This window comes from Ruminococcus sp. (assembly GCF_016287535.1).
In the GTDB taxonomy this organism is placed as follows: domain Bacteria; phylum Bacillota; class Clostridia; order Oscillospirales; family Ruminococcaceae; genus Ruminococcus.
The window spans coordinates 12,063-37,377 of the sequence record NZ_JAEFAJ010000027.1; the positions used below are offsets into that span (position 1 = coordinate 12,063).

The 25,315-nt window shown below is 42.0% G+C and carries 24 protein-coding genes; 3 read left to right on the forward strand and 21 right to left on the reverse strand.

The genetic code is table 11. The features are described 5' to 3' along the window. Nucleotides 1-16: 16 nt before the first annotated feature. From QZZ36_RS10030 to QZZ36_RS10085, 12 genes are all read right to left on the reverse strand, one after another. A complete protein-coding gene (locus tag QZZ36_RS10030) occupies nucleotides 17-718 on the reverse strand; it encodes a sulfite exporter TauE/SafE family protein (RefSeq protein ID WP_295080931.1) in 702 nt (233 codons plus the stop codon). A gap of 4 nt (nucleotides 719-722) precedes the next feature. Continuing rightward, complete coding sequence (locus QZZ36_RS10035) at nucleotides 723-1,322, reverse strand: acyl-CoA dehydratase activase (RefSeq protein WP_295080933.1); 600 nt, start codon at nucleotides 1,320-1,322, stop codon at nucleotides 723-725. Beyond that, entirely contained in the window at nucleotides 1,322-1,507 is a 186-nt protein-coding gene (locus QZZ36_RS10040; RefSeq protein ID WP_295080936.1) for a hypothetical protein, read from the reverse strand. Before QZZ36_RS10040 ends, QZZ36_RS10035 begins: the two co-directional genes overlap by 1 nt. 12 nt (nucleotides 1,508-1,519) lie before the next feature. Further along, nucleotides 1,520-2,344, reverse strand: coding sequence for a 2-hydroxyacyl-CoA dehydratase family protein (locus QZZ36_RS10045; RefSeq protein ID WP_295080940.1), 825 nt, complete (start codon nucleotides 2,342-2,344; stop codon nucleotides 1,520-1,522). Between the two features lie 10 nt (nucleotides 2,345-2,354). Then, nucleotides 2,355-2,828 carry a 4Fe-4S dicluster domain-containing protein gene (locus QZZ36_RS10050; protein WP_295080944.1) on the reverse strand — a complete coding sequence of 158 codons (474 nt, stop codon included), beginning with the start codon at nucleotides 2,826-2,828 and terminating at the stop codon, nucleotides 2,355-2,357. Then, nucleotides 2,728-3,522: a 4Fe-4S binding protein gene (locus tag QZZ36_RS10055; RefSeq protein WP_295080947.1), complete on the reverse strand. Its 795-nt coding sequence runs from the start codon at nucleotides 3,520-3,522 to the stop codon at nucleotides 2,728-2,730. The genes QZZ36_RS10050 and QZZ36_RS10055 overlap by 101 nt, the downstream gene beginning before the upstream one ends. Continuing rightward, entirely contained in the window at nucleotides 3,519-3,989 is a 471-nt protein-coding gene (locus tag QZZ36_RS10060) for a 2-hydroxyacyl-CoA dehydratase family protein (protein ID WP_295080951.1), read from the reverse strand. Before QZZ36_RS10060 ends, QZZ36_RS10055 begins: the two co-directional genes overlap by 4 nt. Before the next feature lie 5 nt (nucleotides 3,990-3,994). Further along, the gene (locus tag QZZ36_RS10065; RefSeq protein ID WP_365686243.1) at nucleotides 3,995-4,618 is read right to left on the reverse strand and encodes a 2-hydroxyacyl-CoA dehydratase family protein; all 624 of its coding nucleotides are present in this window, start codon (nucleotides 4,616-4,618) and stop codon (nucleotides 3,995-3,997) included. Nucleotides 4,619-4,654: 36 nt separating this feature from the next. Beyond that, complete coding sequence (locus tag QZZ36_RS10070; RefSeq protein ID WP_295080955.1) at nucleotides 4,655-4,783, reverse strand: hypothetical protein; 129 nt, start codon at nucleotides 4,781-4,783, stop codon at nucleotides 4,655-4,657. Nucleotides 4,784-5,347: 564 nt separating this feature from the next. After that, on the reverse strand, nucleotides 5,348-6,793 hold the full coding sequence (locus QZZ36_RS10075; RefSeq protein ID WP_295080959.1) for a HAMP domain-containing sensor histidine kinase: 1,446 nt from the start codon (nucleotides 6,791-6,793) through the stop codon (nucleotides 5,348-5,350). Then, entirely contained in the window at nucleotides 6,783-7,454 is a 672-nt protein-coding gene (locus tag QZZ36_RS10080) for a response regulator transcription factor (protein ID WP_295080962.1), read from the reverse strand. The genes QZZ36_RS10075 and QZZ36_RS10080 overlap by 11 nt, the downstream gene beginning before the upstream one ends. A gap of 76 nt (nucleotides 7,455-7,530) precedes the next feature. Next, entirely contained in the window at nucleotides 7,531-8,760 is a 1,230-nt protein-coding gene (locus tag QZZ36_RS10085) for a carbohydrate-binding domain-containing protein (protein WP_295080965.1), read from the reverse strand. Between the two features lie 340 nt (nucleotides 8,761-9,100). On the opposite strand from QZZ36_RS10085, the gene QZZ36_RS10090 reads away from it, so the two are divergent. Then, the gene (locus QZZ36_RS10090; RefSeq protein WP_295080968.1) at nucleotides 9,101-12,100 is read left to right on the forward strand and encodes a glycoside hydrolase family 11 protein; all 3,000 of its coding nucleotides are present in this window, start codon (nucleotides 9,101-9,103) and stop codon (nucleotides 12,098-12,100) included. A 36-nt stretch (nucleotides 12,101-12,136) separates the two neighbouring features. Here the strand turns inward: QZZ36_RS10090 and QZZ36_RS10095 are convergent, their stop codons facing one another. The 3 genes from QZZ36_RS10095 to QZZ36_RS10105 are packed head-to-tail and all read right to left on the reverse strand — an operon-like array spanning nucleotide 12,137 to nucleotide 14,250. Then, complete coding sequence (locus tag QZZ36_RS10095) at nucleotides 12,137-13,228, reverse strand: radical SAM protein (RefSeq protein WP_295080971.1); 1,092 nt, start codon at nucleotides 13,226-13,228, stop codon at nucleotides 12,137-12,139. Between the two features lie 4 nt (nucleotides 13,229-13,232). Next, entirely contained in the window at nucleotides 13,233-13,781 is a 549-nt protein-coding gene (locus QZZ36_RS10100; protein ID WP_295080974.1) for a glutathione peroxidase, read from the reverse strand. A 19-nt stretch (nucleotides 13,782-13,800) separates the two neighbouring features. Then, nucleotides 13,801-14,250 (reverse strand): MarR family transcriptional regulator, encoded by a 450-nt coding sequence (locus tag QZZ36_RS10105; protein WP_295080977.1) that lies wholly within the window; start codon nucleotides 14,248-14,250, stop codon nucleotides 13,801-13,803. Between the two features lie 406 nt (nucleotides 14,251-14,656). Here QZZ36_RS10105 and QZZ36_RS10110 point away from each other — a divergent pair, with 406 nt between their 5' ends. Further along, a complete protein-coding gene (locus QZZ36_RS10110) occupies nucleotides 14,657-16,009 on the forward strand; it encodes a trypsin-like peptidase domain-containing protein (protein ID WP_295080980.1) in 1,353 nt (450 codons plus the stop codon). Between the two features lie 268 nt (nucleotides 16,010-16,277). On the opposite strand, the gene QZZ36_RS10115 is transcribed toward QZZ36_RS10110, so the two are convergent. The 3 genes from QZZ36_RS10115 to QZZ36_RS10125 all read right to left on the reverse strand — a co-directional run bounded on the left by QZZ36_RS10115 (nucleotide 16,278) and on the right by QZZ36_RS10125 (nucleotide 21,786). Further along, nucleotides 16,278-17,705, reverse strand: coding sequence for a sensor domain-containing diguanylate cyclase (locus QZZ36_RS10115; RefSeq protein WP_295080983.1), 1,428 nt, complete (start codon nucleotides 17,703-17,705; stop codon nucleotides 16,278-16,280). 110 nt (nucleotides 17,706-17,815) lie between these two features. Further along, nucleotides 17,816-21,280, reverse strand: a complete 3,465-nt coding sequence (locus tag QZZ36_RS10120; RefSeq protein WP_295080987.1) for an EAL domain-containing protein — start codon at nucleotides 21,278-21,280, stop codon at nucleotides 17,816-17,818. Nucleotides 21,281-21,651: 371 nt separating this feature from the next. Beyond that, complete coding sequence (locus QZZ36_RS10125) at nucleotides 21,652-21,786, reverse strand: thioredoxin family protein (RefSeq protein ID WP_295080991.1); 135 nt, start codon at nucleotides 21,784-21,786, stop codon at nucleotides 21,652-21,654. 231 nt (nucleotides 21,787-22,017) lie between these two features. Between QZZ36_RS10125 and QZZ36_RS10130 the strand changes: the two genes are divergently transcribed. Continuing rightward, nucleotides 22,018-22,308, forward strand: coding sequence for a DUF134 domain-containing protein (locus QZZ36_RS10130; protein ID WP_295080994.1), 291 nt, complete (start codon nucleotides 22,018-22,020; stop codon nucleotides 22,306-22,308). On the opposite strand, the gene QZZ36_RS10135 is transcribed toward QZZ36_RS10130, so the two are convergent. The 3 genes from QZZ36_RS10135 to QZZ36_RS10145 all read right to left on the reverse strand — a co-directional run bounded on the left by QZZ36_RS10135 (nucleotide 22,271) and on the right by QZZ36_RS10145 (nucleotide 25,298). Beyond that, entirely contained in the window at nucleotides 22,271-23,239 is a 969-nt protein-coding gene (locus QZZ36_RS10135) for a translation initiation factor 2 (RefSeq protein ID WP_295080997.1), read from the reverse strand. The genes QZZ36_RS10130 and QZZ36_RS10135 overlap by 38 nt on opposite strands. Nucleotides 23,240-23,241: 2 nt before the next feature. Then, on the reverse strand, nucleotides 23,242-23,691 hold the full coding sequence (locus QZZ36_RS10140; RefSeq protein ID WP_295081001.1) for a DUF4869 domain-containing protein: 450 nt from the start codon (nucleotides 23,689-23,691) through the stop codon (nucleotides 23,242-23,244). 527 nt (nucleotides 23,692-24,218) lie between these two features. Next, nucleotides 24,219-25,298 (reverse strand): hypothetical protein, encoded by a 1,080-nt coding sequence (locus QZZ36_RS10145; RefSeq protein WP_295081005.1) that lies wholly within the window; start codon nucleotides 25,296-25,298, stop codon nucleotides 24,219-24,221. Nucleotides 25,299-25,315: the final 17 nt, after the last annotated feature.

Genomic DNA, 25,315 nt, shown 5'->3' on the forward strand with positions numbered 1-25,315 from the left:
TCATCAAATACTCATTTCAGCTAATGAGCTCTTTTACTATTCCCGCTGAAAACAATACTATCATCAGTATATAGCATCCAAGTCGGAACCACGACAGATACTGTGGTATCTCCTTATTCATTCCTTTGGCTATTGCTCCCGATACGAGCATAATAAAAAGAACAGGTGATATCGTACTGGCAACAGCGAACACAGCTCCAAGTACAGCCGCAAAAGCAAAAGGAAGCGTCGCTGCATAACCTGTTATCAATATCATCGGTGCGCACGGTGATATTCCATAACCAAAACCCATACCTATCAGAGCTGCATGATTTGAACTGTCATCACTTATTTCTTCGGTATTATCCGTACCGCAGCCTTTACAGTTCCTGCAGCTGCTTCGTCCTGTTTTTTCTCTTATCCATGAAATAACGAACCATATCCCCATAGCCAGCATTACAGCGTCAACGACCAAGACCGCTTTTATTCCGAATATCCTGCCGCTGTCGTCTATAATACTGCTGCCTATCACTGATGCCGTGCAGCACAAGATAATCACTGCCGATATTTTTCCGAAAAAGAAATCAAGGAACGCCCTTACCGACTGTTTTACATTCTTTGTATGCGTAGTAAGGTATCCGTACAGCACAGCACTTATACCAGAGCCGCAGCACGTACCGCAGCCCATTCCAACAGACGCCGCTGTCGTCATGCTCTCAAGCAGTAATGAAATACCCATTGCATCAGCCTCTTTCGATTGCTATCAGTGCAGCTCCTATCGCACCGTTGAACTGAGGATACAAAGCAACATAAACATCTCTCATAAGCTCTTCCTCAAACGCTTTATGAAGTCCCGTATTCAGCGAACCTCCGCCTGTCATAAGGATATCTCCGTCCTTTTCGGATTTCTTCATCATTTTTACGATACGACGTGCCATTGAAATATGCATACCAGCAAGTATATCCCTGCGGTCATATTTTCTTGCCACAAGCGATATTACCTCAGACTGTGCAAAAACCACGCAGGTACTGTTTATATCACATGGATTTGTTGCCTCCAGCGAAAGAGGTCCTACGTTATCAATGGTAGTTTCCAGTATCTGTGCGATGACTTCCATGAATTTGCCTGTTCCAGCGGCACATTTATCATTCATGCTGAAATTCTTGACCGCGTATTTACTGTCAAGATAAATTATCTTTGAATCCTGACCGCCGATATCTATTATCATACCAGGACGGTAATCCTTGGGAGCGGTTATCCTGACTCCGTATGCATGAATGGTTATCTCGGAAATATCATCATCAGCAACCTCCAGAACCTTCCTGCTGTAGCCTGTAGCCATTAATAGCCTATATCCGAGGGAGGGATACCGTTATTGTTGCAAAGCTCACGGACAAGCTTACGTGCAGTGCCGTCATTGTCTATTCCGGTATTGCGCACCATAGTGTCAATTACCTGATTATTTCCGATAAGAGCGGCTTTCAGGTATGTGGAGCCGCCATCAAGTCCAATGTAATATTTTCCCATTGTTATTACTCCTTAAATGTCTCTGCGAACTTCCGTCCGCTTTTCAGGTGCCTGTCTCAGCTTGATGAGCTCGATAAACGCTTCTATTCGTATACGGAGCTGCTCGACGTCTTCATCATTATAGTCGCTTTCAAGGCGTATAACAGGGATATCAAGCTTTCCGAGCTCGTCCTCTATGCGCTTGTACTCAAAATCGTAAACAAGACATCCCCTCAGAACGTGATAGATAACACCCTGTATCTGATTATCCTTGATGAGCTGCTTCAGACGGTATATGCGCTGAGAGTTGTCTGAAAAAGTCGGACACGGACAAGGACGAAGTGAACGGTTTGCAAGTGCCCTCATCATTCCGTCAAAACTGTTATCAGTAATCACAGGAGGAGCCCAAATACCGCGTTCTCCCATACACGTCTCATCACCTGCCACTATACCGCCCATTTCTTCGATAAGAAGCGGTATCTTCAGATTCGGGAATACTATCGGTGAACCTGTCAGCATGATCCGCGGCAGATTTTTTGTTGTCACCTTCTCCCCCTTCATGGCGCGAAGGCTGAGAGACATATTTACATTTCTGAGCGCATCTGCCCATACCTCAGCAGGCATATAGGCTGCTGCGTTCATTATCGTCATTGCTTGAGTGCCTCTTATAAGATATGGCATATGCTTTTTGAGACGTATGAATTCCGAAAGCTCATACTGTGCCCGTCCGACCTTATAAAATGCAGCCGCAAGCTCTTCTATACGGCGCAGATACTTTGCAGAAGTCTGTGTCTCCTTGTTGATAAAGCGCTTATCCTGACGAGCTTTCCGCTCCTGATCTTTTGACATTGTAATCATGCTTTTATCCTCATCTGTCCTTAGGAACATAGCCGGACATTATACTCTTTCTTGAAGCCGTATAAAGCTTCTTTCCTGCAAATGTCAGTGAAAGTGCATTATCCTCTGGACAGCACTTAACACATTCTCCGCACATTATACAGTTTGCTTCGGTAACATCGGCTTTTCCTCTCTCTGTATAGATCGTTTTTATGCCCATAGGACAGGCTTCATAGCAGGCACCGCATTCGGTGCAGGCTGTGCAGTCCTTTTTTATGCGGAAAGGAGAGAGCCTGTGAAACAGTCCGACAAGATATCCAAGGGGACAGATATTGCAGAACAGCCTGCGCTTGAAGAAGCTGCCTATCAGTATCAGTATCATAAGGAATCCGCTGACATAAAGACTAACACCTATACCTGCCAGTATAGGCGAAACAGTGATCGCAGGACAGAAATTGCAGAAGTTCCCGCCTGCAAAACCGATACCGAAAAACAGAATTATCATAAACCATCTTACCGGTTTGAAAACTGAATACATTTTTCGTTGGTTGCTGCGCCTTTAGTCTTTGTTTTTTTCGTATCCTGTCCATAATATCCTGAACAAGTCCCATCGGACACAGGAAACCGCACATCACACGTCCGAGCAGTACAGTAAATAACAAAGTGCTGCCCCAAAATATAATGATGTTTTTTACAGGGAGTTCCTCAAACAGATCCTTAGGATGTGACAGAAAATAACAGCTTGCTTCTGCCATCTGCACATTATTCGCAGGACATGAAAAAATTGGCAGGTTAATATCAGTCGATCTCAGTCCGAATAAAAGTCCTCCCCATATCATCATAAACGCAAATACTATCATTATTATCCAGCGGACTATCATAAACAACGCCGGCTTATGCTTAACGGCTTTTCCTCTGCCCCTGCCGTATCTGTTTGCATACTTTGAACTATTGTCCCCTTTTTGCATTATCTTTTTTCTTAGGCATACTGTCAGAATTATTCCCAGTGCAGAAGCACCTGCAATGATAAAAAGAGGGACGAGAGTTTTTATATATTCAAGCGAAAAAATTTTTTCAAGACTTGTTCCATAGCTTTCGGGAGGAAATTTGTAAAATGGCAAATATAATGCAAAATAAGCAAGTGCCAGAAATATTATACATACCACACTCGTTGCTATAATGCGTTTTTTCTTTCTCATTTTACTCTTCTCACCTCTTTATAACGGTTCTGCGCAAGCATTTCTGAGAATGCCTCCAGACGTATCCTCAGCTGCTCGACGTCCTGATACTGATAGTCTGTCTCAAGCCGGAATACAGGTATATTATACTTTGAGAAAAGAGTTTCAAATCGTTCAAGCTCAAAATCGTATTCTATCTGTCCTTTAAGCACGTGATATACTACTCCCTCGATATCTCTCTTCTGAACAAGATTGGAGATATATCCGAAAAGAGCATTGTTTCTTACAAATACCGATGATGCATCCCTGTCATACCATGCGGAAGCGATATTCCTTATCATGGTTTCGCAGCTTCCCTTAAAGGAGTTCCTTTCATGCAGAAGGTCATGCTTCAAAACAGAGCAGTCGATGGAGTCGAGTAAAGTCAGACCGACATCATTCACAAGGAACGGGATCTTGTAGTTCGGGAAAACTACAGGTGATCCCATAATGATTATTTGTGGTCTGTTTTGCCGACGCGGACATAGCGGCTTGCCATATCCGTAATATTGGCGGTAAGCAGCTGAACATGATATGTCCATTCGTCAATATTGCTTGTACGATAATAACTGTCCTGTACAAGCAGACGAGCAATATCAGATATAATGTCTGACCGCTCACGAGAAATATTCAGAAATGTGGTCAATGCACAGCGTGCTTTTGATACTCTCAATGCAGCCGATACAACAGAGTCCTTTGTTATACGTTTCTTTGTATAAGCTGAAATAGTATCTGCCATATCAAGCATCTGACGCTGCCACTTTTCTTCTGCCATTCCGTCGCTGCGATCAGGCGGAATATCGACAAGACAAAGTTTTCGTCCCTCATCCTTGAGCTGATACGCGATCTTTCTCATGCTGTCACTCGTTATCGGTACAATGAAAATTGAATCCGAAAAATCAGCGCCGTCAGGCTGATGGATATATCCGAGTACAGACCGGCTCACAGGATCGGTATCACGCGGCACGATATCGTCAGACCACGCTACCGAACCGAGGATTCCTCCTGTCAGCCAGTACGGCCATGAGCCTGCCGCCATAACAAGCTCTTCAGGAATACCTGTACCAAGTATAACGATCTCCGGGCGATGTGAAGACCTGCTTTTGCTGCTTGCTCATGTATATTCGGTATCGAGGAAATACTTCAGTTCAGGCAGATATTTCTCCTGCTGAAGCATGATGTTCCTGAGGGTCTCACTGTATTCTCCGGTATATACATCGGCTTTGTCGGTTTTGGTTATCATTTTTATCACGTTCCTTTTTGCATATGGCTTGATAAAGCGAATTACATGATCTGTAGAAACAGCATTTCATAAGAGGGATTAATGAAAGCATTTTCTGACTTTATTATTCGCTTATTTAATTTCATATCACCTTAATATATCGTCAGACATAGTGACAGTATCACGTTTTAAAGGATATTTTGTAAGAAGTTTGCTTTATAGGAAGAAAAGTGTTTGAAGCAGTATAAGATGATACATCACCGGCAAACGCTTGTCGGTTTATAGTCATAATCAATGTCATTATAATTAAAAGCAAAGCGAAAAATATATCATAAGTATGGCTTTTATATCAAAAATGAGACATAATAAAAATATCGCAATTTATGGAGAATAAAACTATTTTGTACGCATTAAAATCATAATAACATTCTCAAAAATAAGCCAAAGCCTACTTGTCCTATTTTATCGTTATCATACTTTTTTTATAATAAAAAAGGGTCTTAAAATAATCTTAAATACCATGACGATGATGATGTCCCCGCGAACACGGGGACATCATCAATCATTTATGTCTAAAATGCAATATCATACTGAAATACTAAGCAAAATCCTGAAAATACTTCCTTTGCCAACTTCGGATTCGGCTTCGCACTTACCGTTATGAAGAACTATAGTCTGCTTTACGATAGCCAGACCGAGACCTGAAACGCCTTTTCCCTGTCGCTGACGCTTGGTATAGTATTTATCCCATATCCGTTCAAGCTCTTCGGGAGCCATGCCCTCGCCGTGGTCGGCAATCTCTATCACGGCATTATTGGCTTCAGCTTTCAGTGTTATGCCTATCCACTTGTCCTCCCCTGCATGACGCACAGCATTGTCAAGCAGATTATACACCGCTCTTTGCAGACGTGACGCGTTTCCGCTGATATGGATATTTTCAGCAATATGACGCTCAAATACATATCCGTTCTTTGAATGGAGATTCTCAAAGCTGCCGGCAACCGAATTAACGATCTCACTGAGTTCAACATCACTCATTGCCAGCTCAGCATCTGTCATCTGCAACTCAGAATATTCAAGTATCTCATTTACAAGAGCAGTAAGCCGGTCGGTCTCCTCAACTATTACCGCAACATCTTCAGCACACTGCTTTTCATCTTCTCTCGAAATATCCCTTATCATTTCCGCATATCCCTTTATCATAGTAAGCGGAGTCCGCAGGTCGTGAGAGACATTAGCAAGCAGCTCGTTCTGGAACTCCTGTGATCTTTTAAGCTTCTCAGCCGTATTGTCAAGCGTAGCGTTCAGCTCATCAAGCTCTGAGCAGAAGCCCTCGCGGAAAGAAGTATCGCTCTCCTTATACGCAAGCTTGTGTGCCTTTTCGTTAAGCTGTGCCACAGGACGTGAAAAGCTCCTTGACATGAACCATGCGAGCACAAAGCCTATTACAACAGACAGAAGCGTCACCCATAAAAGCTGCACACGGATTATTCTTGCAGCAGAGCCTACTGCGTTGAGTGTTGTTCCGATATACAGCACGGCTCTGTCTTCGAAGCCGTAAAAGCTGATATATCTTCCGTAAACATATAAATCGTCGGCCTGCAATTCCGCTTCACCGCTGTCTGAAACTTTAAGCTCACTGAGAAACTCGTCATAATTTTCCGGAAGCTCTCTGTAATGTCCGCGCTCCCACCTGAACTCGGCTCTCACACCGTTAAGCTCGTCGTTCCGGTTTTTATGTCCTTTCTTGTATTCGTCCGAGCTGTAAAGGATATTACCTTCGGTGTCTGTAACAAAAACAAGAACAGAATTATCACGGGACAGCTCGTCTATATATTCCGTTATATCGCTCGAAGCACTCTGAGAAGCTATTTTATCGGCAGCTTTGAGGGTATTCTTTATTACCATGCCGTTATAGAAACGCTGCAGGAAAACGGTCTGCAAAAGCCATAGTACAGCGAATATAACAGCAGTGAAGAACATAAAGAAGCTCAGCAGTTTACGCTGAAAAGTCCTTGTTTTATATCTCAAATTTATATCCCACCCCTCGTATTGTTCTGATACAGTCACGGTACTGGCCCAATTTGCTTCGCAGAAGCTTTATCTGCCAGTCAACCGTCCTGTCAACTCCGAAGCTGTCGTAGCCCCAGACTTCATTCAGTATCCTGTCACGTGACAGAACGATGCCTTTATTCTGTACAAAAAGGAGCAGGAGCGAATACTCCTTTGCGGTCAGATCAGCCCTTTTGCCGTCTATTTCAACTGTCATGCCAAAGGTGTCTATCACAATGCCGCCAATACTGATATTCCGTGTTTCTTTAGTTTCAGGCTTTTTACTATGACTCAGAATCACCTTGATACGTGCCATTAATTCCATAGGAGAGAAAGGCTTTGTAACGTAATCGTCAACACCCACCTCAAAGCCAAAGAGCTTGTCAAATTCCGTACCTCTTGCGGAGAGCATTATAACAGGGATATCTCTGAATTCCTTTATCTTCTTGCAGGCTGTAAAGCCGTCTGTATCGGGCATCATAACATCCATGACAATAAGATCGAAATCTTCATTATGACAGGCTTCTATAGCCTGTCTTCCGTCAGAAACAGTCCTGACATCATAGCCTTCGCGCTGAGCGTAACGGCTTATAAGAGTAACTATATTAGGTTCATCATCAGCAATAAGTATCTTTGGCATGGCGCACCTCCTCGGTTTTATTGTAAATATTATACACGAAAGACGCCCTTTTGTAAAGAGCGCCTTTGTTATCATTTCAGAATCTGCCGCCTCTGCCTCCGCCGAAGCCGTCATTCATTCCGCCGCACATACCGCCGCCCATCATGCTCTGCGGTATTTCGGAGACCTCTGTACCGTTGATGATTATCGTACCGTCGTTGAATTCTGCCGTTCTGTCATAGTCGAATGAGGACATCTGAGCTGTGACATTGATAGTGCCGCCGTTCACATATATGGAGCCGTTGGAGTCGATAGCGTCCGTATCGCCCTGACCTACTTCAACATTGATATTTCCGCCGTTTATTTCAATTGCAGTTTCATATGAACCAGAGCTTGCAGATGCGTTTATGCCGTCGTCAGTTGCATAGATATTTATATCGCCGCCGTTGATTAGAATGTACGTAGCTTCAAGTCCCTCGGAAGCGTTGATGTCCATTGTTCCGCCGTCGATCTGAAGCAGAGCGCAGGCCTGTATGCCGTCGCTTTGGCCGTTGATAGTGAATGTTCCGCCTGATATTGTGATAGTTCCCTCAGCCTCGTCATTCTCACAGTGGAAGCCGTCCTTGTTCGTCGTGATATTGAATGTGCCGTCACTGACAGAGATTGAATCATTTGCTTCAAAAGCGTCAAGTGCTGACTTGACATTGTATGTACCGCCTGTGATCTTCATATCGTCCTTTGATGTTATACCGTTGCCGTAATACGAAGTTACATTCAGTGTGCCTGTGCCATTGAGTACAAGATCGTCCTTTGAGTAAATGACCGCGTCTGTATTTGTATCACCGTCTGTTTTGAACTGACCGCTTACCGCAAGGGTATTCTCGCTGTCTGTGGTAGTTATGAATACCTTGTCTGCTGATACCACATATATTGCAGGGGAATCCACGTTTGTGACGCTTACACCGTCAAGGACCAGCTGAACTTTTGCGTTCTCGTCAGCCTCAACTCTTATGGTGCAATTCTCAGCTGTTCCGCTTATAGTATATACGCCTTCTTCAGTAATGTCAATGGTCATGTCATCGGATACGGTGATACTTTTTGCTTCGCTTGTATCGGCTGTCTGCTCAAGATCACGCTTAGTAAAAGCGGATTCCTCAGTTACTTCACTGTTTGAAAGCTGTACTAACTTTTTCTGCTCTGAAACAACAGCTGTTCTTGTCATATTATCAGCAGAAACACTGGTGTCTGTATTTGTATTGCTGCTGCAGCCTGTAACCGCTGCTGCGAACATTGCCGCCATAAATGAATACATATATATCTTTTTCATAATAACTCTCCTTTTTAATTCGTCGGTGGTGGTTTTGTTTCTATGATTGTATTATACCGGAGCAATTTGTATGTTAAATGGAGTTAAAGTGGAATCTCAGGTGTGTAATGTGGAATTTCGGTTTTGTTATGTGACAGGTTTGTGAAATACAACAGAGAGTTCACTATTGCCTGGAAAAAACTGCGATCTTATTTTTTTTATAAGTAACAGAACTACATAAATAATCACAAAAAACGACTTGCAATTTTCTGAAATTATGTATATAATACTATCAGATATATATAATCCCGTTTACGGCTCTCATTTTATTATTACCTATTTATAAGAGGAAGTGATCAAAGTGAAATTATTCGGTTTCAAAAAATTTTTAGGCACTGCTGTTTCTGCACTGATGATAACATCATCAATACCGTTTACAGCATATGCAGCTGACCAGCAGAAAAGAGGAAATATCGGCGGATACGCCTATGAAATGTGGAATCAGTACTCTGCCGGCGACATCGAATACGAAGCAAAAGCAGGCTCTTTTACCTGCTCATGGAGTAATATTGAGAATTTCGTAGCAAGCATGGGAAAGGAATATAATAATCCTGTCAAGACCTGCAAAGAAATGGGAAATGTTTCTTTCAGTTATGATCTTGAAATAAACTCATCTGGCAATACGTATTTCGGTGCTTACGGATGGACAAGAAATCCGCTTGTTGAATACTATATCATAGATGGCTGGGGCAGCTGGCGTCCGCCCGGAAACGGAGATGTAAAAAAATACGGAACGGCTGTTGTAAATAACAATGAATACGATGTATATTCGCTGTATCGTTATAACCAGCCAAGTATCGAAGGTGTAAAAACATTTCCGCAGTACTGGAGCGTCCGCACTGAAAGCGCTTCATCAAATGATAAGAATAATATCATTAAAAGTTACATTGACATCGCAAAGCACTTTGATTCATGGGAAAAACTTGGACTCGATACCACAGGTACTCTTTATGATGCATTATTCTACATAGAAGGCTACTATTCTGACGGAAATGCTGAACTAAAAAGCATAATAATGGGAAACGGACATGACGGTACCCCTCTTAAAGTATATAGCACAGGTCAGCATAATGATATTCCGCTGACGCCCGATCCTGACGGATATTATATCAAAAATGATTTCGACGATGATACGGAAAACTGGGAACCGCGCGAATCAGAATGTCTTGAATCAAGCTCTGTTGGCTATAATGATACAAAAGGAATGCTTGTTCACAGCCGTTACGCACCATGGACAGGTGCTAAACTCAGAATAGGCTCAAATACACTGATTCCGGGTGAAACCTACAGCATCGGAACAATGGTAATGCAGGACAGCGTTAGCTCAAATGATTTTTCTATTCAGCTTGAATATACAGATCCTGACGGCGAATGTCAATATATAGATATTGCATCCGCATCATGCAGAAAAGGCGAATGGACAGAACTTTCAAATCAGTTTTTCTGCCTTGATATCCCTGAAGGTTCAACAGATATCTCCATCATTATCTGTTCGGTAGATAATATCTGTGACTTCTACATTGATAACTCTTACTTAGGAGAACAGGGAGTCCCCTCTTTTGTATCCATTCCTCATTCTTCTGATGAGTGTATTATCGGTGAGATCAACGGTTACAAATACGATCTCTGGAACAAATACGGACAAGGCAAGGCAGAAATGCAGCCAGCTGACCATTCATTTACCTGTTCATGGAGCGGTATAAATAACTTCACCGCCCGTATGGGAAAGCAATTCGGCAAGGGGAAAAATTACAAGTCATACAAAGACATCGTTCTTGATTATGATGTGGATTACTCACCCGACGGAAATTCATATTTGTGTGTATACGGCTGGACACAGGAACCTCTTGTGGAGTATTACATCGTTGAAGGCTGGGGCAGCTGGGCTCCACCAGGAAGCGGCGGTGAAAAGAAAAGGTCTGTATCTCTCAACGGCAACAAATATGATATTTATAGGGTAACACGATATAATCAACCATCTATCGAAGGTACTTCAACTTTTCAGCAGTATTGGAGCGTCCGGCAGACAAGCGGTTCACAAAACGGTAAGACGAACCACATGAAAGGCTCTGTCGATGTGTCAAAGCATTTTCAAGCATGGGAAAATGCAGGCCTTGATATGTCAGGCTCACTTTATGATGTAAACCTCAGCATTGAAGGCTACCAATCCGATGGATACGCTGATGTAAAGAACATCGATATCAGCTATTACGAAACAAGGCCTGACCCGATAATACTTCCTGACGATGACGGCAATTATTTTAAAAGTGATTTTGAAACTAACTTTGATGACTGGTACTCAACAGGAACATCAACAATAAATCGTGACCAGTATAATTACTATAACGGTAATTATTCACTCAAAATATCGGAAAGAAGCGATTACTGGCAAGGAGTTGTCAAGAAGCTTGATCCGAGTATTTTTAAACCTGGCAAGACATACAGCTTCAGCACGGGAGTTCTCCAGAACTCAGGCAAATCTGTAAAAATGCAGCTCGCGCTCCAACAGGGCAGAGACGAAAACTGGTCTTATTTGGACATCGCTACAGTCAATACCCAAAGCGGTGAATGGACAAAACTGGAAAATACCGAATTCACTATTCCTGAAGGCTCAGATGACCTTTATCTTTGCGTTGCCACCACCGAGGACGAAGACGAAATATGTGACTTCTTCATTGATTCAGTCCAGGGTTCTGTTAAGGGTACCATATCCACGGTCATTACCGGTCAGGGCAGAACTTCTGAAATCTTACTGAAAGACCCCGTTATGGGAGATATAAACAGTGACGGAGCATTAAATATAGCAGATTTGTTACTATTGAAAAAATGGCTCTTGGGCAGCTGTAATGTTGAATTAAAGAACTGGAAAGCAGCCGACTTCAACAACGACAATAAGCTTGATGTATTCGATCTCTGTCAGATGAGAACTGCTTTAATTCTAAACACAGAAACACCTGTTTCGATAAATATTAAAGAAACAGGTGGATACATGGGAGTAAACCGTATATGGAAAATATATGAAGATAACGGTAAATTCCTTTTAAAATATGAGATTCCGGATGACTATACAGATACAGAACCAATAATAACAGAAATAACCAAAGATGAGTATCACGAAATAATGTCTCAGAACTATGAAAGAAATGAGTCCACTGGACCAGCTGTAAGTGACGGATACTACTATAAAACCGTAATCACCTACAAAAACGGAACAGAAAAGACTACCAATTCATATATGTATGATATTGTTATAAAGCTAAAAAAGCTGTTAGCGCAAAACAATGGCACTGTATTGATATGACCCGATGGAATTATACCTTTCATTTTTTCCTTCTTTTCATTCGTTGATCATCTGCCGGACCAGCTCACGTTTCTCATAGAGGACACAGCCTCCGCTATGGTCTTCCAGCAGATAACCTTCATCTCTCAGCTTTCTGAACAGCGGCGAATTTATCGCCTCTTTCAGAGAGCTGTTTTTTATATTTATATCAGAGTAGGGTGAGAACGGACAAGGCTCTGCTCCTCCGTGGGAATTGATATGGAAAAAGCCTCTGCCTGCGGCAACACAGCCGCCTGAGCTTTTCTCGTCGCCGGGGAACGATATGTAGACCATTTCGGGGCGTGTTTCCCTCAGCCTAATTATCTCGCTCTGCAAATACTCACGCTCGGTATCTGTTGGAGCAAGTTCACGGCTCTCCTCGGTCACAGGGACATACTCCACAAATATGACCACTTTACAGCCTTTTTCCGCAAGGCTGTCCAGAAACGCCTGAGAGGTCACTTCCCTGTAATTCCTTGTAGTGACTGTAACAGATGCTCCGAATATGAGTCCGCGCTTTTTTATCTCGTCCATATTGGCGATAAGCCTGTCGTAAATGCCTTCGCCGCGCCTTTCATCTGTCAGCTCACGGCTGCCCTCAATACTCATAACAGGTATCATATTGCGGCATTTGTCGAACAGCTCCAAGTATTTTTCATCAAGGTATGTGCCGTTTGTGAAGATAGGAAAGAGGATATTCTGCTTCTTTCCTGCCGCTTCAATAACTCCGCGTCTCAGCATAGGTTCTCCACCTGCCAGCAGGATAAAGCTGATACCAAGTTCCTCAGCTTCATTGAATACCGCCTGCCACTCCTCATCGGTGAGCTGTTTGACAAGTTCGGAATCGACCGTTGCGTGATTGCATCTTGAATAGCAGCCTGCACAGTGAAGATTGCACTTGCTTGTGATGCTTGCGATAAAAAAAGGCGGTATATGCTCGCCTTTTTCCTCAGCTTTCCGGCGCTTTTTTGAAGCGGTTCGGCTTGCAGCGGCAAATTTGAGCATAAATGCGCTTTCTTTCGGGTTTTTAAATGTGGCTTTTATCGCTTCGGATACGATACCCTCCACACCCTCGGTGAGATATTCCTGAAGATCAAATTTTTCACCCATAATATCACCCCAACAATTCTTCTACCGCTTTCCTTACCTCTTTCATATCGGCGGTAGGCTCGAATCTTGCAACAACTCTGCCCGTCCTGTCTATGAGGAACTTTGTGAAGTTCCATTTGATATACGCTTTATCTCCGAATTTCTTGTTATTCAGCTGCGTAAACTTACTGAGAGCAGCGTTTTTCAGTCCTTTGCCGAAGCCCTCAAAAGGCTTCTCTGTAGCCAGATATTCAAAGAGTGGTTCTGCGTTTTCCCCGTTCACGTCTATTTTCGCAAACTGTGGGAACTCCGTACCAAATTTCAGTTTGCAGAAGGACTGTATCTCATCGGCACTTCCCGGAGCCTGATTTGCAAACTGATTGCAGGGAAAGTCAAGTATCTCAAAGCCTTTATCATGCAGGTCGCGGTACATAGCTTCAAGAGGTTCATAATGTGGTGTAAATCCGCAGCCTGTGGCGGTATTAACTATAAGCAGAACTTTTCCGCTGTAATCGCTGAGTTTTACGTCATTTCCCGTGCGGTCTTTAACTGTAAAATCGTACACTGTTTTCATAGTTGGAGCTCCTTTCATATTATCGGAAATCATCGCTGTTTCCATCAAGTAATTCATAAAGCAGCGAATAGAGCTGCTTCGCCTTTTCGGGAGAGAGCTTAACACACTGTCCCACCTTGATCGGGATATCCTTTGCCTTTTCCTGCAATGCCTTGCCCTGCTCGGTCAGATAAATGAGAACTGCCCGTTCATCCTCAGTGCTGTGCTGTTTTTCAATATATCCGAGAGTTTTCATTTTTTTCAGCAGCGGGGAAAGAGTTCCGCTGTCCAGCATGAGCTTTTTACATATCTCCCCCACTGTAACCCCGTCTTTTTCCCAGAGGACAAGCAGAACGATATACTGTGTGTATGTGAGATCGAGCTCTTTCAGATAAGGAGTGTATGCTCCCGTAACAGTTCTTGCCGCCGCATACAGCGGAAAACACAGCTGATTTTCCAGTTTCATTGCTTCCTTGTAGTCATATCCCATTGTATCACTCCCTGATTATATATTGCTTGCAATTATATTGTATCAAATATATTTCCGCTTGTCAAGTCCTTTTTACTATTTTTGATATTTAACCATAAAATACTAAAGTTCATTTGAGCTTTGCAGTTGTCTCACGGCTGATATTCACTCTCTTACTTTAATAGTGAGCTTTCGCCCTACAGACTTTTTTTCAAAAGTGTGTGAACTGTGAAGAAAGCACTTACAAAATCATCTCATTTATTCACACAGCTTTTATATATGTGAAAAAAGCAACACTAAAAATCCCAAAAAATTCTAAATTTATTGCAAATTTATTTCACAGAGACGAAATATAATATAATCACAGCAACGGGAAGGCTCCCGAAAAAAAGCGAATATAAAATTTCTGAAAGGAATAGTGCATATTATGAGAAACGAGTACAAATACACAGTGAACGGCAGAAACGAGGACAATGAGACAAACTGTATGAACGATCAATACAATGAATATACAGTTTTTACAACAGACAGCAATGTATCAAAGAAAATAAAAAGACGCATGGGTGCTAAGATAGCAGCGTCAATTATGGCAATGGCTCTTGTATCAGCAGGTTCTATCGGCATCTACCATTATGCAGTTGAAACTGACAAAAATATGTCAGTAATCGTCATTGACGAAACAGAGGACGAATCAGTTGAAAACACTTCCGAATCTGCTGTTACAGCAAAAAACGTAAGCTATATCAGTCCCGTAGGAACAAACAGCGGTGAACTCACCACAGAGGAAGTAGTCGAAAAGTTACTTCCTTCTGTTGTCGGTATAGAATCCACATTCACAATGACCTCGCAGAACAGCGGCGGTTACTTTAACTTTGGCGGATTCGGTCAGAATCAGCAGCCACAGACATCTACAGCAACTGCTACCGGCACAGGTGTAGTTATCACAACTAACGGCTATATAGTCACAAATGCTCACGTTATCTATGATACAGAGTATAACACAGGTCTTGCAAGCAGTATTGCAGTTATCGTAAACGAAGAAGACCGCTATGATGCGGAGGTCATCGGATATGATACAGACTATGATCTTGCTGTACTGAAAATAAACGCAAATGATCTTGTTGCAGCTGAATTCGGAAACAGCGATGAGCTCAGTCTCGGTCAGGATGTTATCGCAATAGGTAATCCTCTCGGTTTTGACCTTATGAACACAGTAACAGGCGGTATCGTATCCGGTCTTAACCGCCAGATCACAATAAGCGAAAAGTCTATGACGCTTATCCAGACAGACACAGCTATTAACTCAGGAAACTCCGGCGGACCTCTCATCAACAGGAAAGGTCAGGTAATAGGTATCAACTCCTCCAAGATGTCAGTTTCATATTCTGAGGCAAGTATCGAAGGAATCGGTTTTGCTATCCCTTCAAACGAAGCTGCAAGAATAGTTAAAGATATAATGGAATATGGCTATGTAAAAGGCAAGCCGCAGTTAGGTATCAGCTGTCAGGATATTACCGAGAACATCTCAAGAATGTACAACCTTCCTGTGGGAGTATACATCACCGCAGTAGCAGAAGGCAGTGCAGCTGAAAAAGCTGGGTTGCAGACCGGCGACATCATTACTAAGGTCAATGATGAAGACGTTACATCATACAATGAACTTACCGCTAAGAAAAATGAGCATAAGGCAGGCGATTCAATCGAGCTTACCTATGTCAGAAACGGTGCAGAAGAAAAGGTTACAGTAACACTGGATGAGGCTGCAGCCGCTCAGAATTAAGCTAACCCCTCCCTCTTAATATATAAAACCGCAGCCTGTGCTGCGGTGTTTTTTTACAGTTCAGCAAATCAACTTATACAAGTCGCGGAGGGTACCTTGAACGCCCATAGGGGCACAGAATTCAAGCCATAACTGTTAAGGCTTAATCCCTCGATTATTTGCAAGAACAACAGCTCCCTCACGGGAGCTGCATCTTTCATATTGTTATACTGCCTTTCAGTCATGTGCATAACACCTTTTTACTCTGCGCAAGGAACTGCTTGAAATATTATATGTTTCTCTTACTCCTTCCCTTTTCAGGATGCAGTCTGTAGTATTCTTCCTTATCCTTGTACATCTGCTCATCAGCGATCTGCATTGCCCTGCAGATATCATACTCTCCTGAAACATAGGCAGTACCTATCGCAAAACTAACATCAGGCGCTCTTTCCATAAGAGAACGCAACTGTATTACCTGCTTGTCAAGTTTTTCTTCTGTTATATCAGGGCAAAGGATCACAAACTCATCACCGCCGGCACGAAAGATCTCATAATCTCCGAAAACGATCTTCAGAAGCGATGCCGCTTTGGATAATAATTTATCACCCGCATCGTGTCCTTCAACATCATTCACGATTTTAAGTCCATTTAAATCTGCAAAAACAACCCCCATCACATCAGGAAGCTTATCTTTGCCTGATACCAGATTTTCCACACGCTCATTCATCGCATTTCTGCTGTTAACCTGTGTCAATCCGTCCATATTGCTCATTACTTTCAGCCTGTCAACAAGCTGATGATTAGAAATAACTGCAGCAATGAGATAAATTGTCAATTCAAGGATCTCCCGTATCTGCATTTTTTTAGATATATCATAATTTGCAGCCCAGATAAATCCCACAAGATTTTGATTGTATCGAAAAGAATACAGTATTATATTTTTAACATCATGTTTGAGCAAAGATCTGTACCAAACAGGATCACGTTCCTGAACAACACTCAAATTATCAAGAATCAGGCAGTCGCTGCCAACTAAATCATTTTCCCATGCAAGCGCAACTTCATATGGTGTACGCTCCATTTCAGATGCCATTTTTTTCAGGATCTCTTCCTGTATCCCATTTTCATTAATAAGAGCGCAATGCTGACTGTTCAGATCGACAGTATAGATCGCACATTGTTCCGCACCGCAGAACTTCTTGATTTCCGCAACGGTAGCTGCCATTGCCTGATGATAATCCTGCGTTTCATGCAGCTTCAGGCTGATATTCATAACAGTAGCCAAGACATCTGCAGAATGCTGTGACATAGCGTCAGAATCAACATTTTGGAAGAAATTGAAGATATAAAGGCAATACATTGTCCTCTTCGTTCCTGCCTCCCGCTGTTCCGCTACAACCGCCGATTTTGTTCCAGGCTCTGTTATAGGAATATAAAAGCCCTTCAGCCAGAAGCCATGAGCATTGACATATATATACATCGACTGATTAGTTGTACAGCTTGTATATACGTAATCTTCAAAATTGATATCAGTCCAGTATTCCCGATAAGGAATACCAGGATAGAATTCAACATTCGGATTACTGGTAAAAAGCATTTCATTTTGCGTATTTACAGCCATAAGACGTATCTCACTATAGCTGCCGTCCGGCAAAATGTCAAACGAGTAGATACCAGCCATTCCTTCTACATTATCGATCCAAGCCTTGAAATCCATGAATAAGCCTCATTTAACGAGTATTATTTATGCTTTACGGCATTTGAAACAGGTTCTTCCTCTGAATTAAAAAACACCATACGTATCAGAATATAATCCTGAAAATAATCTTATACTTCCATATGCGAATCAGTTTTTCTCCAGTTCTGGAAATCATCATATACCAAAGGCTTTGAATAATAGTAGCCCTGGAAACTGTGAACATCATATTGTCTGAGTATCTCAGCCATGTCAAAAGTCTCTATTCCCTCTACACAAACAGAAGAACCGCAGGTATTTGCCATCATTACAAAAATTTTTATAAGTTCCCGCTCTTTAATGTCATTTTCTATATTGCGGACAAGACTCCTGTCTATCTTTATGGTGTCAAAGGGAAGATTCTTAACTATTCCGACAGATGAAAAGCCTGTGCCAAAGTCGTCAAGGGCGACCTTTACACCTCTGCTTTTAAGGCTGCAAACTGTATTCTTTAAAAGGTCAATATCAAGCAGCCTGCATCTTTCGGTTATTTCAAGGCAAAGATTCTCAGGAGGATAGCCTGTCTTATCAAGTATATCCATTACCATATCCACAAAATCCGCCTTTTCTATCTGTGAATAAGACAGATTGACATTGATAATGAAATCGGGATCGTTTTCAATGATCTCTCCCGCAGCTCTGATCGCAGTTGTCATTATCCACTTGCCCAGTGACGGGAAAAGAGGATCCTTTTCCAATAGCGGGATAAACATATCAGGAGGAACGACACCGTATTCTTCGCTCTTCCACCTGAGTAATGCCTCAGCACCTATCAGCTTCTCCGTCTTTGCATCGACAACAGGCTGATACATAAGGAAGAACCCCGTAAATCCCTGTGTTATTGATGCTCTGATCGTATGGAATTTCTCTACCTTATGCTTGTTGCCGCTGCCGAGATCGTTATCGAACACCACAAGATCTCCGTGCTTTTTGGTTTTTGACTCATTATAGGCAAATGTCAGGCAGGTCATCACAGTCTGCGAGTCAATATTGAAATTATCTATTTCGATAAGGCTTGAATTCAGCTCTAAAATTATATTCTTATCGTCAATGACCATGCTTTCTCTGCAATACGAGCGCATATCATCATATCTCGCCATTGTCTCCCTTACAGTCAGAGACGTACTCAGAACAGCGAACTTTGTTCCGTCAAGTCTGAACACACTGCCGCAGTTCCCGACGTGTTCAAAAAGGAAACGTCCGAATTTCTGAAGCACGAGATTTCCAAAATGGTATCCGTATATCTCATTTATCTCCGAAAACTTAGCAATACCGACGATAGCTATGAGCATTTCCTTGTTTTTGACGATATTGAACTGCACCTCATCGAAGAACCCGTACTGATTGCTGAGTCCCGTAAGGCTGTCTAAATTGCTGTGTACGCCGTGATCTCTTATAGTACCCACAAAGTAATCAAGCTCGCCGTTTTCGTCCTTGAGCACGATACCGCGGCAGGTGCAGACATTATATTCGCCGTTGATCCTTCTTGCCCTGTACTGCATATCGTGACCGCTCTGGTTTCCCGCAAAGATATCCGCGATGCCTCTGCGGTAAGCCTCCTTGTCCTCCTCATGGATATGCTCCTCCCATATTGCACCCGCGCCGTACATATACTCCGACGGAAGTCCGTATGAATCCACAGCAGCCTTTGACCATCTTGAAAAGTCATACTTCATATCGCAGAGGTAGATATACACACCCTCAGCCGATATGCAGTTCATCCTGAACATACCGTCCAGCAGTCTTTTACGCTCTGCGGGGATACGTACAGGTCCCTCGCCCTGTTTCTCGCTGACGCCGTCATAGGTTTCCGACTTTATGTTCTCCTTGTCCTCATACATACTTTCATCAGCACGTTTAAAAACATCCGAGACCTTTTTGTCGTTGATCCTGTCGTATACTCCTATTCCAACAGCTACTGCAGGAGCATTGTTTTTCCTGTTGTTTTCACGGGATCTTCTGCGCAGCATTTCAACAAGTGAAACACGCTTGTCATAGTCGTTTCCCACAAGAACAGCAGCAAACTCATCGCCCCCTATCCTGAAAACGGGACTGTGAGCAAAAATACCGCAGATCATTCTGCAGGACGATCTGATATATTCGTCACCCGCTTCATGCCCCCCGATATCATTGATATGTTTAAGATCGTTGATATCGCAGACAACGACAGCAAACGGAGAATGGCCTGCTCCGCTGTCTATGCTTTTCTGTATAGAAGCTTCAAACTCACGAAAGGCGGTAACATTTCTCGTACCTGTCAGGACGTCGCGTCTTGCGAGCTCATTAGCCCGTCTGAGAGCCTCTATCTGCTCCTGTTCTTTCTTTACCTCTTCATCTATATTTTCAAGGCCGACAATAAAATGCAGATTATCGTTGGCCCGCATGACAGTGAGCCTTGTGTGCTCTATCCTGCCGTCCGCAAGAATTCTGTAATCCTCGCTGTACTGATTTGTGTTCCCCAAAGCAGTAATGATATAGTCTTTATCAAGGATCGAAATTATCCTGTCTTTATCTTCGGCATGGACCTGTGTATTGATGATCCCCACGACTTCAGCATAAAAATTCCTGCCTTCAAAGCTCAGTGAAGGATCAGTGGTAATGCCATCGGAAGAATACCTTGAATACTCACCTGTCTCTCCGTTGACATAATATATGACGTCATAGCGCAGAGCGAGACTGTTTACGATCTGTCCATAGGTAAAGCTTTGCTTCTTTGTTTCCTCCAGCAACTCACTTGCCCTGACCTCGTCATTTATGTTCTCGATTCCTACGAGAATATGCTTTTTATCACTTGCCCAGATCTGTACACAGCGGCAATTCATTAAACTGTCAAACATCATGAGCCTGTAGGTCATGCTGAACATTCTGGCGTTTTTAAGGTTCCTCAGGATAGTAGCCTTTTCAAACATGGGGATGACTTTTTCCTGATCGTCAGGATGAACATATATCTTCATATTCTTCAGGCTCTCGCTGAAAAAATCCGCACCACTTGTCGGGATATTCAGGTTCTTGTATGTATCCGTGGAGGAGTACTCAAAGTATTCATTTGTCTCCATATCCACATAATAAAGAGTATCGAAATGACCTGCAAGGCTTTCAGCGATCTGGTTATAGATCTCAAGTTCCTGCTCATTTTTTTCAGCCTGTTGCCTGTCCCTTACTTCCATGTCAACATTTCTGACACCGAGAATGAAGTAATCATCAGCTTCATCTATGCCCCTTATAAGGCTCAGAGCGTGGTAAACCGGCTTGCCATCGATCATAAGACGGTATTCTATCCTACGCTTGGCGCCCTTGCCGACAAGAGAAAGGAGATGCTCCCTCTGGATATCCTGCATAAAGATATGCTTATCTTCCTCATAAATGACCTTATCAGCATCTCTTTTAAGATTTTTGAAAAAGTCCTTGCCCCCCTGCTCTATATGAAGAGACTGAAATTCAGGATCAGCGGAATACCACTGATATTCGTTGGTTTTTGCGTTGATATAGTAAACACTGGTATATTCTACCAGCAGCGCTTCAGCAATTTTCAAGAAAACAGGATCGTTGTATATCATAAATACCCCCCTGACCAAAAACAAAGTTTTTGTATCATTCATCTATTATTATATAACATTTCAAAGTAAAAATCAATATAATTGCTATTTCTTAATAATGTATTAACATATTCTTATGTTTTCCCCAAAAACATTTACAAGAATCCTTATAATTGCTGTAATTCAATTTGGGTAAAAAGGTATAATCCATATAAGAACAGCAGCTCCCTCACGGGAGCTGCTTATTTCATATCGTTATACTTTCTTTTGTCATGTGCTCAACGCAGTTCTGACTGCATTTACATAAATGGCTTTATGTTAAAACGCGCTAATATAAAATAGCTTGCATATTAAACAGTAAGAAAAAAATTATTTTTACATTTAAGGCATTATTATTTGATAAGCTTCAATATCTCCTCAGGCTTCAGCAACTTTCCCGCAGATACGAGCTTTTCATTGACCACAAGCGCAGGCATTGACATTGCGCCGTACTCATAATACTTTACCGCTTTTGAAACATTATCCATTTTCTCCGATAGTTATATTTAGATATATCTATTTATTGCTGCTGTTAAAAGCCGTATGGTCATACGGCTTATTTATTACAGCATACGTATTGAGATTTGTCAATATGTTTTTGGATTTATATGTTTGATCTGAGCCTGTTTTTGAAACAATACATTGAATCTTCAAAGCAATACTTTACATAAGTCAATAAATACGTTATAATTGACATAAGTCATAAAGGAGATGTTTATATGCCAAGACCGCAGAAATCACGCCGTATCTACTGTTATCCCGATTACTGGAGCTTTGCTCCCGATCAGGACAAGGCAAATGATACGGTCATTATGTCGCTTGACGAGTTTGAGACCATACGTCTGATAGATTATCAGTCCAAGACGCAGGAGCAGTGCGCCTCGGAAATGAACGTGGCAAGCGATACCCTATTGAAAGAAATTTGGAGCTGGTTATTACCAGCTCCATTATCTTATACTAAAGATACAGTGATTATCCCACGTATTTTTTTATCACTTCTGCTACCTTGAGTATTGCTTCTTTTTCATTCGGGTTTAGATAGACATCGTTCAGTTTCTGCTTGGAATACTGCAAATACGCTCCTTCAGTCTCAGAAATCAGAAGCTTGGTATAGAAACGCTCCCAACTGAAATACTCGGAGCTCTCAAGAAAGTCCTCAGTATGCTCTAAGATATCAGCAATCCTGTTTCCGTCTATCAGTCCAGACTTTAATATCAACCACTCAAAAGACTCGGGAAGATAAAGACTTACTTCTGGATGCTTCTGCATATACAGATAGAGTTCTCCCATTTCAGAACCAAAAGCCGCTCCGTCTGCAATAACAAGTATCTTTTTTCCGTCGTTATCAGTAACAGTGCGCTTTACTTTAGTCTTTCCACCTGAACTAATACAGTCGATACTGTCAGCCACAACGGCTTTGAAGAAGTCGCATCCTGAGTTTGAGTCCTCAACAATAACCAGCTCAGTAGCTTCATCGGTTTTTTTCTCTTCAGCTATATAAAGCTGATAGAAGGAATTGTAGGTCCTGCGTAAATCAGCGTATCTGCCTGAGGTATGTATACCATAAACCTCCTCCACAGAATAAGGAAGATTAGGAAGATTCTCCCTTGTTATGATAACATAGTAATTGTCTGTATCCTGTATCTTCCTTGCAAAGTCGTCGGATTTGACGATTGTATTCTCCTCATCGATGAAAATGATACAGTCGCTGACACTATTCAGAACGGATTCCCAGTTAGAATTGTTAATGGTAAGACATCTTTTATCACAGGATATCTCGATACCTGAGTCTGCACCAAGTCTGTCATATGTATCAATCAGAAATACAAGAGTTGTCTTGCCAGTAGCGCTGTCGCCCCTGACAATAGTTATGTTCCTCTTCAAATCGAACTCGAACTTGACTCTGCTGTTCTGAACGATAATATGATGTTTTCCTTTCATACTTATCTTTCCTCGATTCTGAACGCTTCATCAAGGTATTCCTTGTAGCTGCCTACCTGTTTATCAGTATTGATAATATACGCACTGAACTCTTCACAGGAACTAAAATCCATAATATGGTGGAGAGCAATGGTCAGGTCTTTATGCTTGCTTATCTCATAAATCCACTTAGCACAATTATCACCGCAGGCAGAGGCGTTGAATATCTTGCCTGAATCATCGAAAAGCATAAGGAGCAGGGTTTTCACTCCGCCAGACAGCTCCTTGACTGAAATAGAGCCAAGCACAGGGCTGTCTATTACTCTTGAGCCAACAACATCGGATTTATCTATGTCTTTTATCATTTCTACACTGCGAGGATCGGTGATCCACTCGTCCTCATAGGTATTATCAAAATACGTTGGAGGGTGATATATAGAGTTAGTCGTATCCCCGAATACTATTTTAAGCATAACGTCACCTCTTCCGAGAGTTTACTATGGTACTATTATACCCGATAATCAATATTATTTCAAGTATTAGCTGCTATGGAATTACCTGATTTCTATAAAGCGTTTTGTTATGTTTGGAATAAATTCCAGCTTATTCGACTCACAAGAATAAATAATAAAAAAATTTCTGCCTGAGAATTACGAAATATAAGCACTTATTAGTATACACCCATGTTAGTTTTCGTATGAATTCCGTGCGGAATAGGTCTGAAAAATGCCTATTCTACGTGAAAATTATTTCAAATCTCAGAAATATTTTTCAGTTCAAAGTAAAAAAGAAGAATGGCTGAATCCCGCTATTTTACGCGATACAGCCATTCTCCTAACTCATTATTTTGAGCGGACAGAGAGGGATTCGAATATTTGTAACGCGCTGTTTTTGTCTGTTTATAGCCGTTTGTAATTATCGTGTGGAATAATTTGAGTGGAATAGAGTTTTAGTGCAGAAATGCTATTCAAATATAGTGATAATAATTCGATAATTTTTCTCAGAGTGCGGAAGCTAAATAGTCATAAGTCCTGATAATATAGTCCTTTATCAGGTCATAGTTGGGGCTCACATCGGGGAAAGCTGCTTTTGTTTCACCCTCTGATTTCGTTATACTACCAATAATTGTTTCTCTATCAGGTAATTCTGCTTTGAGAATCTTACAGCAGACTTCGTTTGAGAGGAAGCTGTCCGTAAAGACGTTACCTTTAACGCTGTCAATCCTCGGAACTCCTGTTGAGATAAGCCCGAGGTTATAGTCAAAATAAGGAGCAAGTCCGATAATCTCACCTGTCGAGCTGTCTCGACGCACGCCTGCGTTCTGATTATGCCTGTCGTCATTATGGAGCAGAGCATCGTAGAATACCATCATCACATAAGGCTTTATAAGCTTTTCTTCAAGCCTTGGTATAATGTACTCAGGTTCATCATGATCCGTATAGTAATTGCAGAACGGTTCAAAATCAACCGCAGCATTGTTAGTAAAATCTTTAGAGATAATAAAAGTTGTCGTGATACCTGTCTCGGAAGATGTAGAGTGCTGTATTTCATACTCTGCAACATCAGCGCCCATAGCCTTTAAGAACTGATAGGAGTAGTATTCACTGATAAGCTCCTGAGTATTTCCATGCTTGAACATATACCAGCTTCCGTCAATATAACGCCAAGCCTTTTCATAGCTTCCAACAGTACCTAGCTCTCTATATCCTCTGGTATTACCACTGTTTGAGGCTGATGAACCGTAAAGTGCAATATCAGCAATCTCTTCATTATACTGCTTCAACGAAGTATAATCCAGCTCTTCGTCAGCTTTCTGTATCCACCAGTTGTCGGTTATGGAAATTCCGTGACCTATATCAATTACCTGCTCTATATCATCAGGAGTTCTCAGGCGCAGAGCTTTGAACAGTTTTCTTGAATGTGAACGATGAATATCAACACACCTGTTGTCAAGCCATATCTCAAGCGGCATACCGATTGCAAAACAGGCAGGACAGAGCGATTGGTCGATAATCTCCGTTATTCCATTTTTATTAGCAAGGGCAACTATGCTGTCCTTGTGCATTATCTTATAATCCATAGGTCCTCCTTATTTGA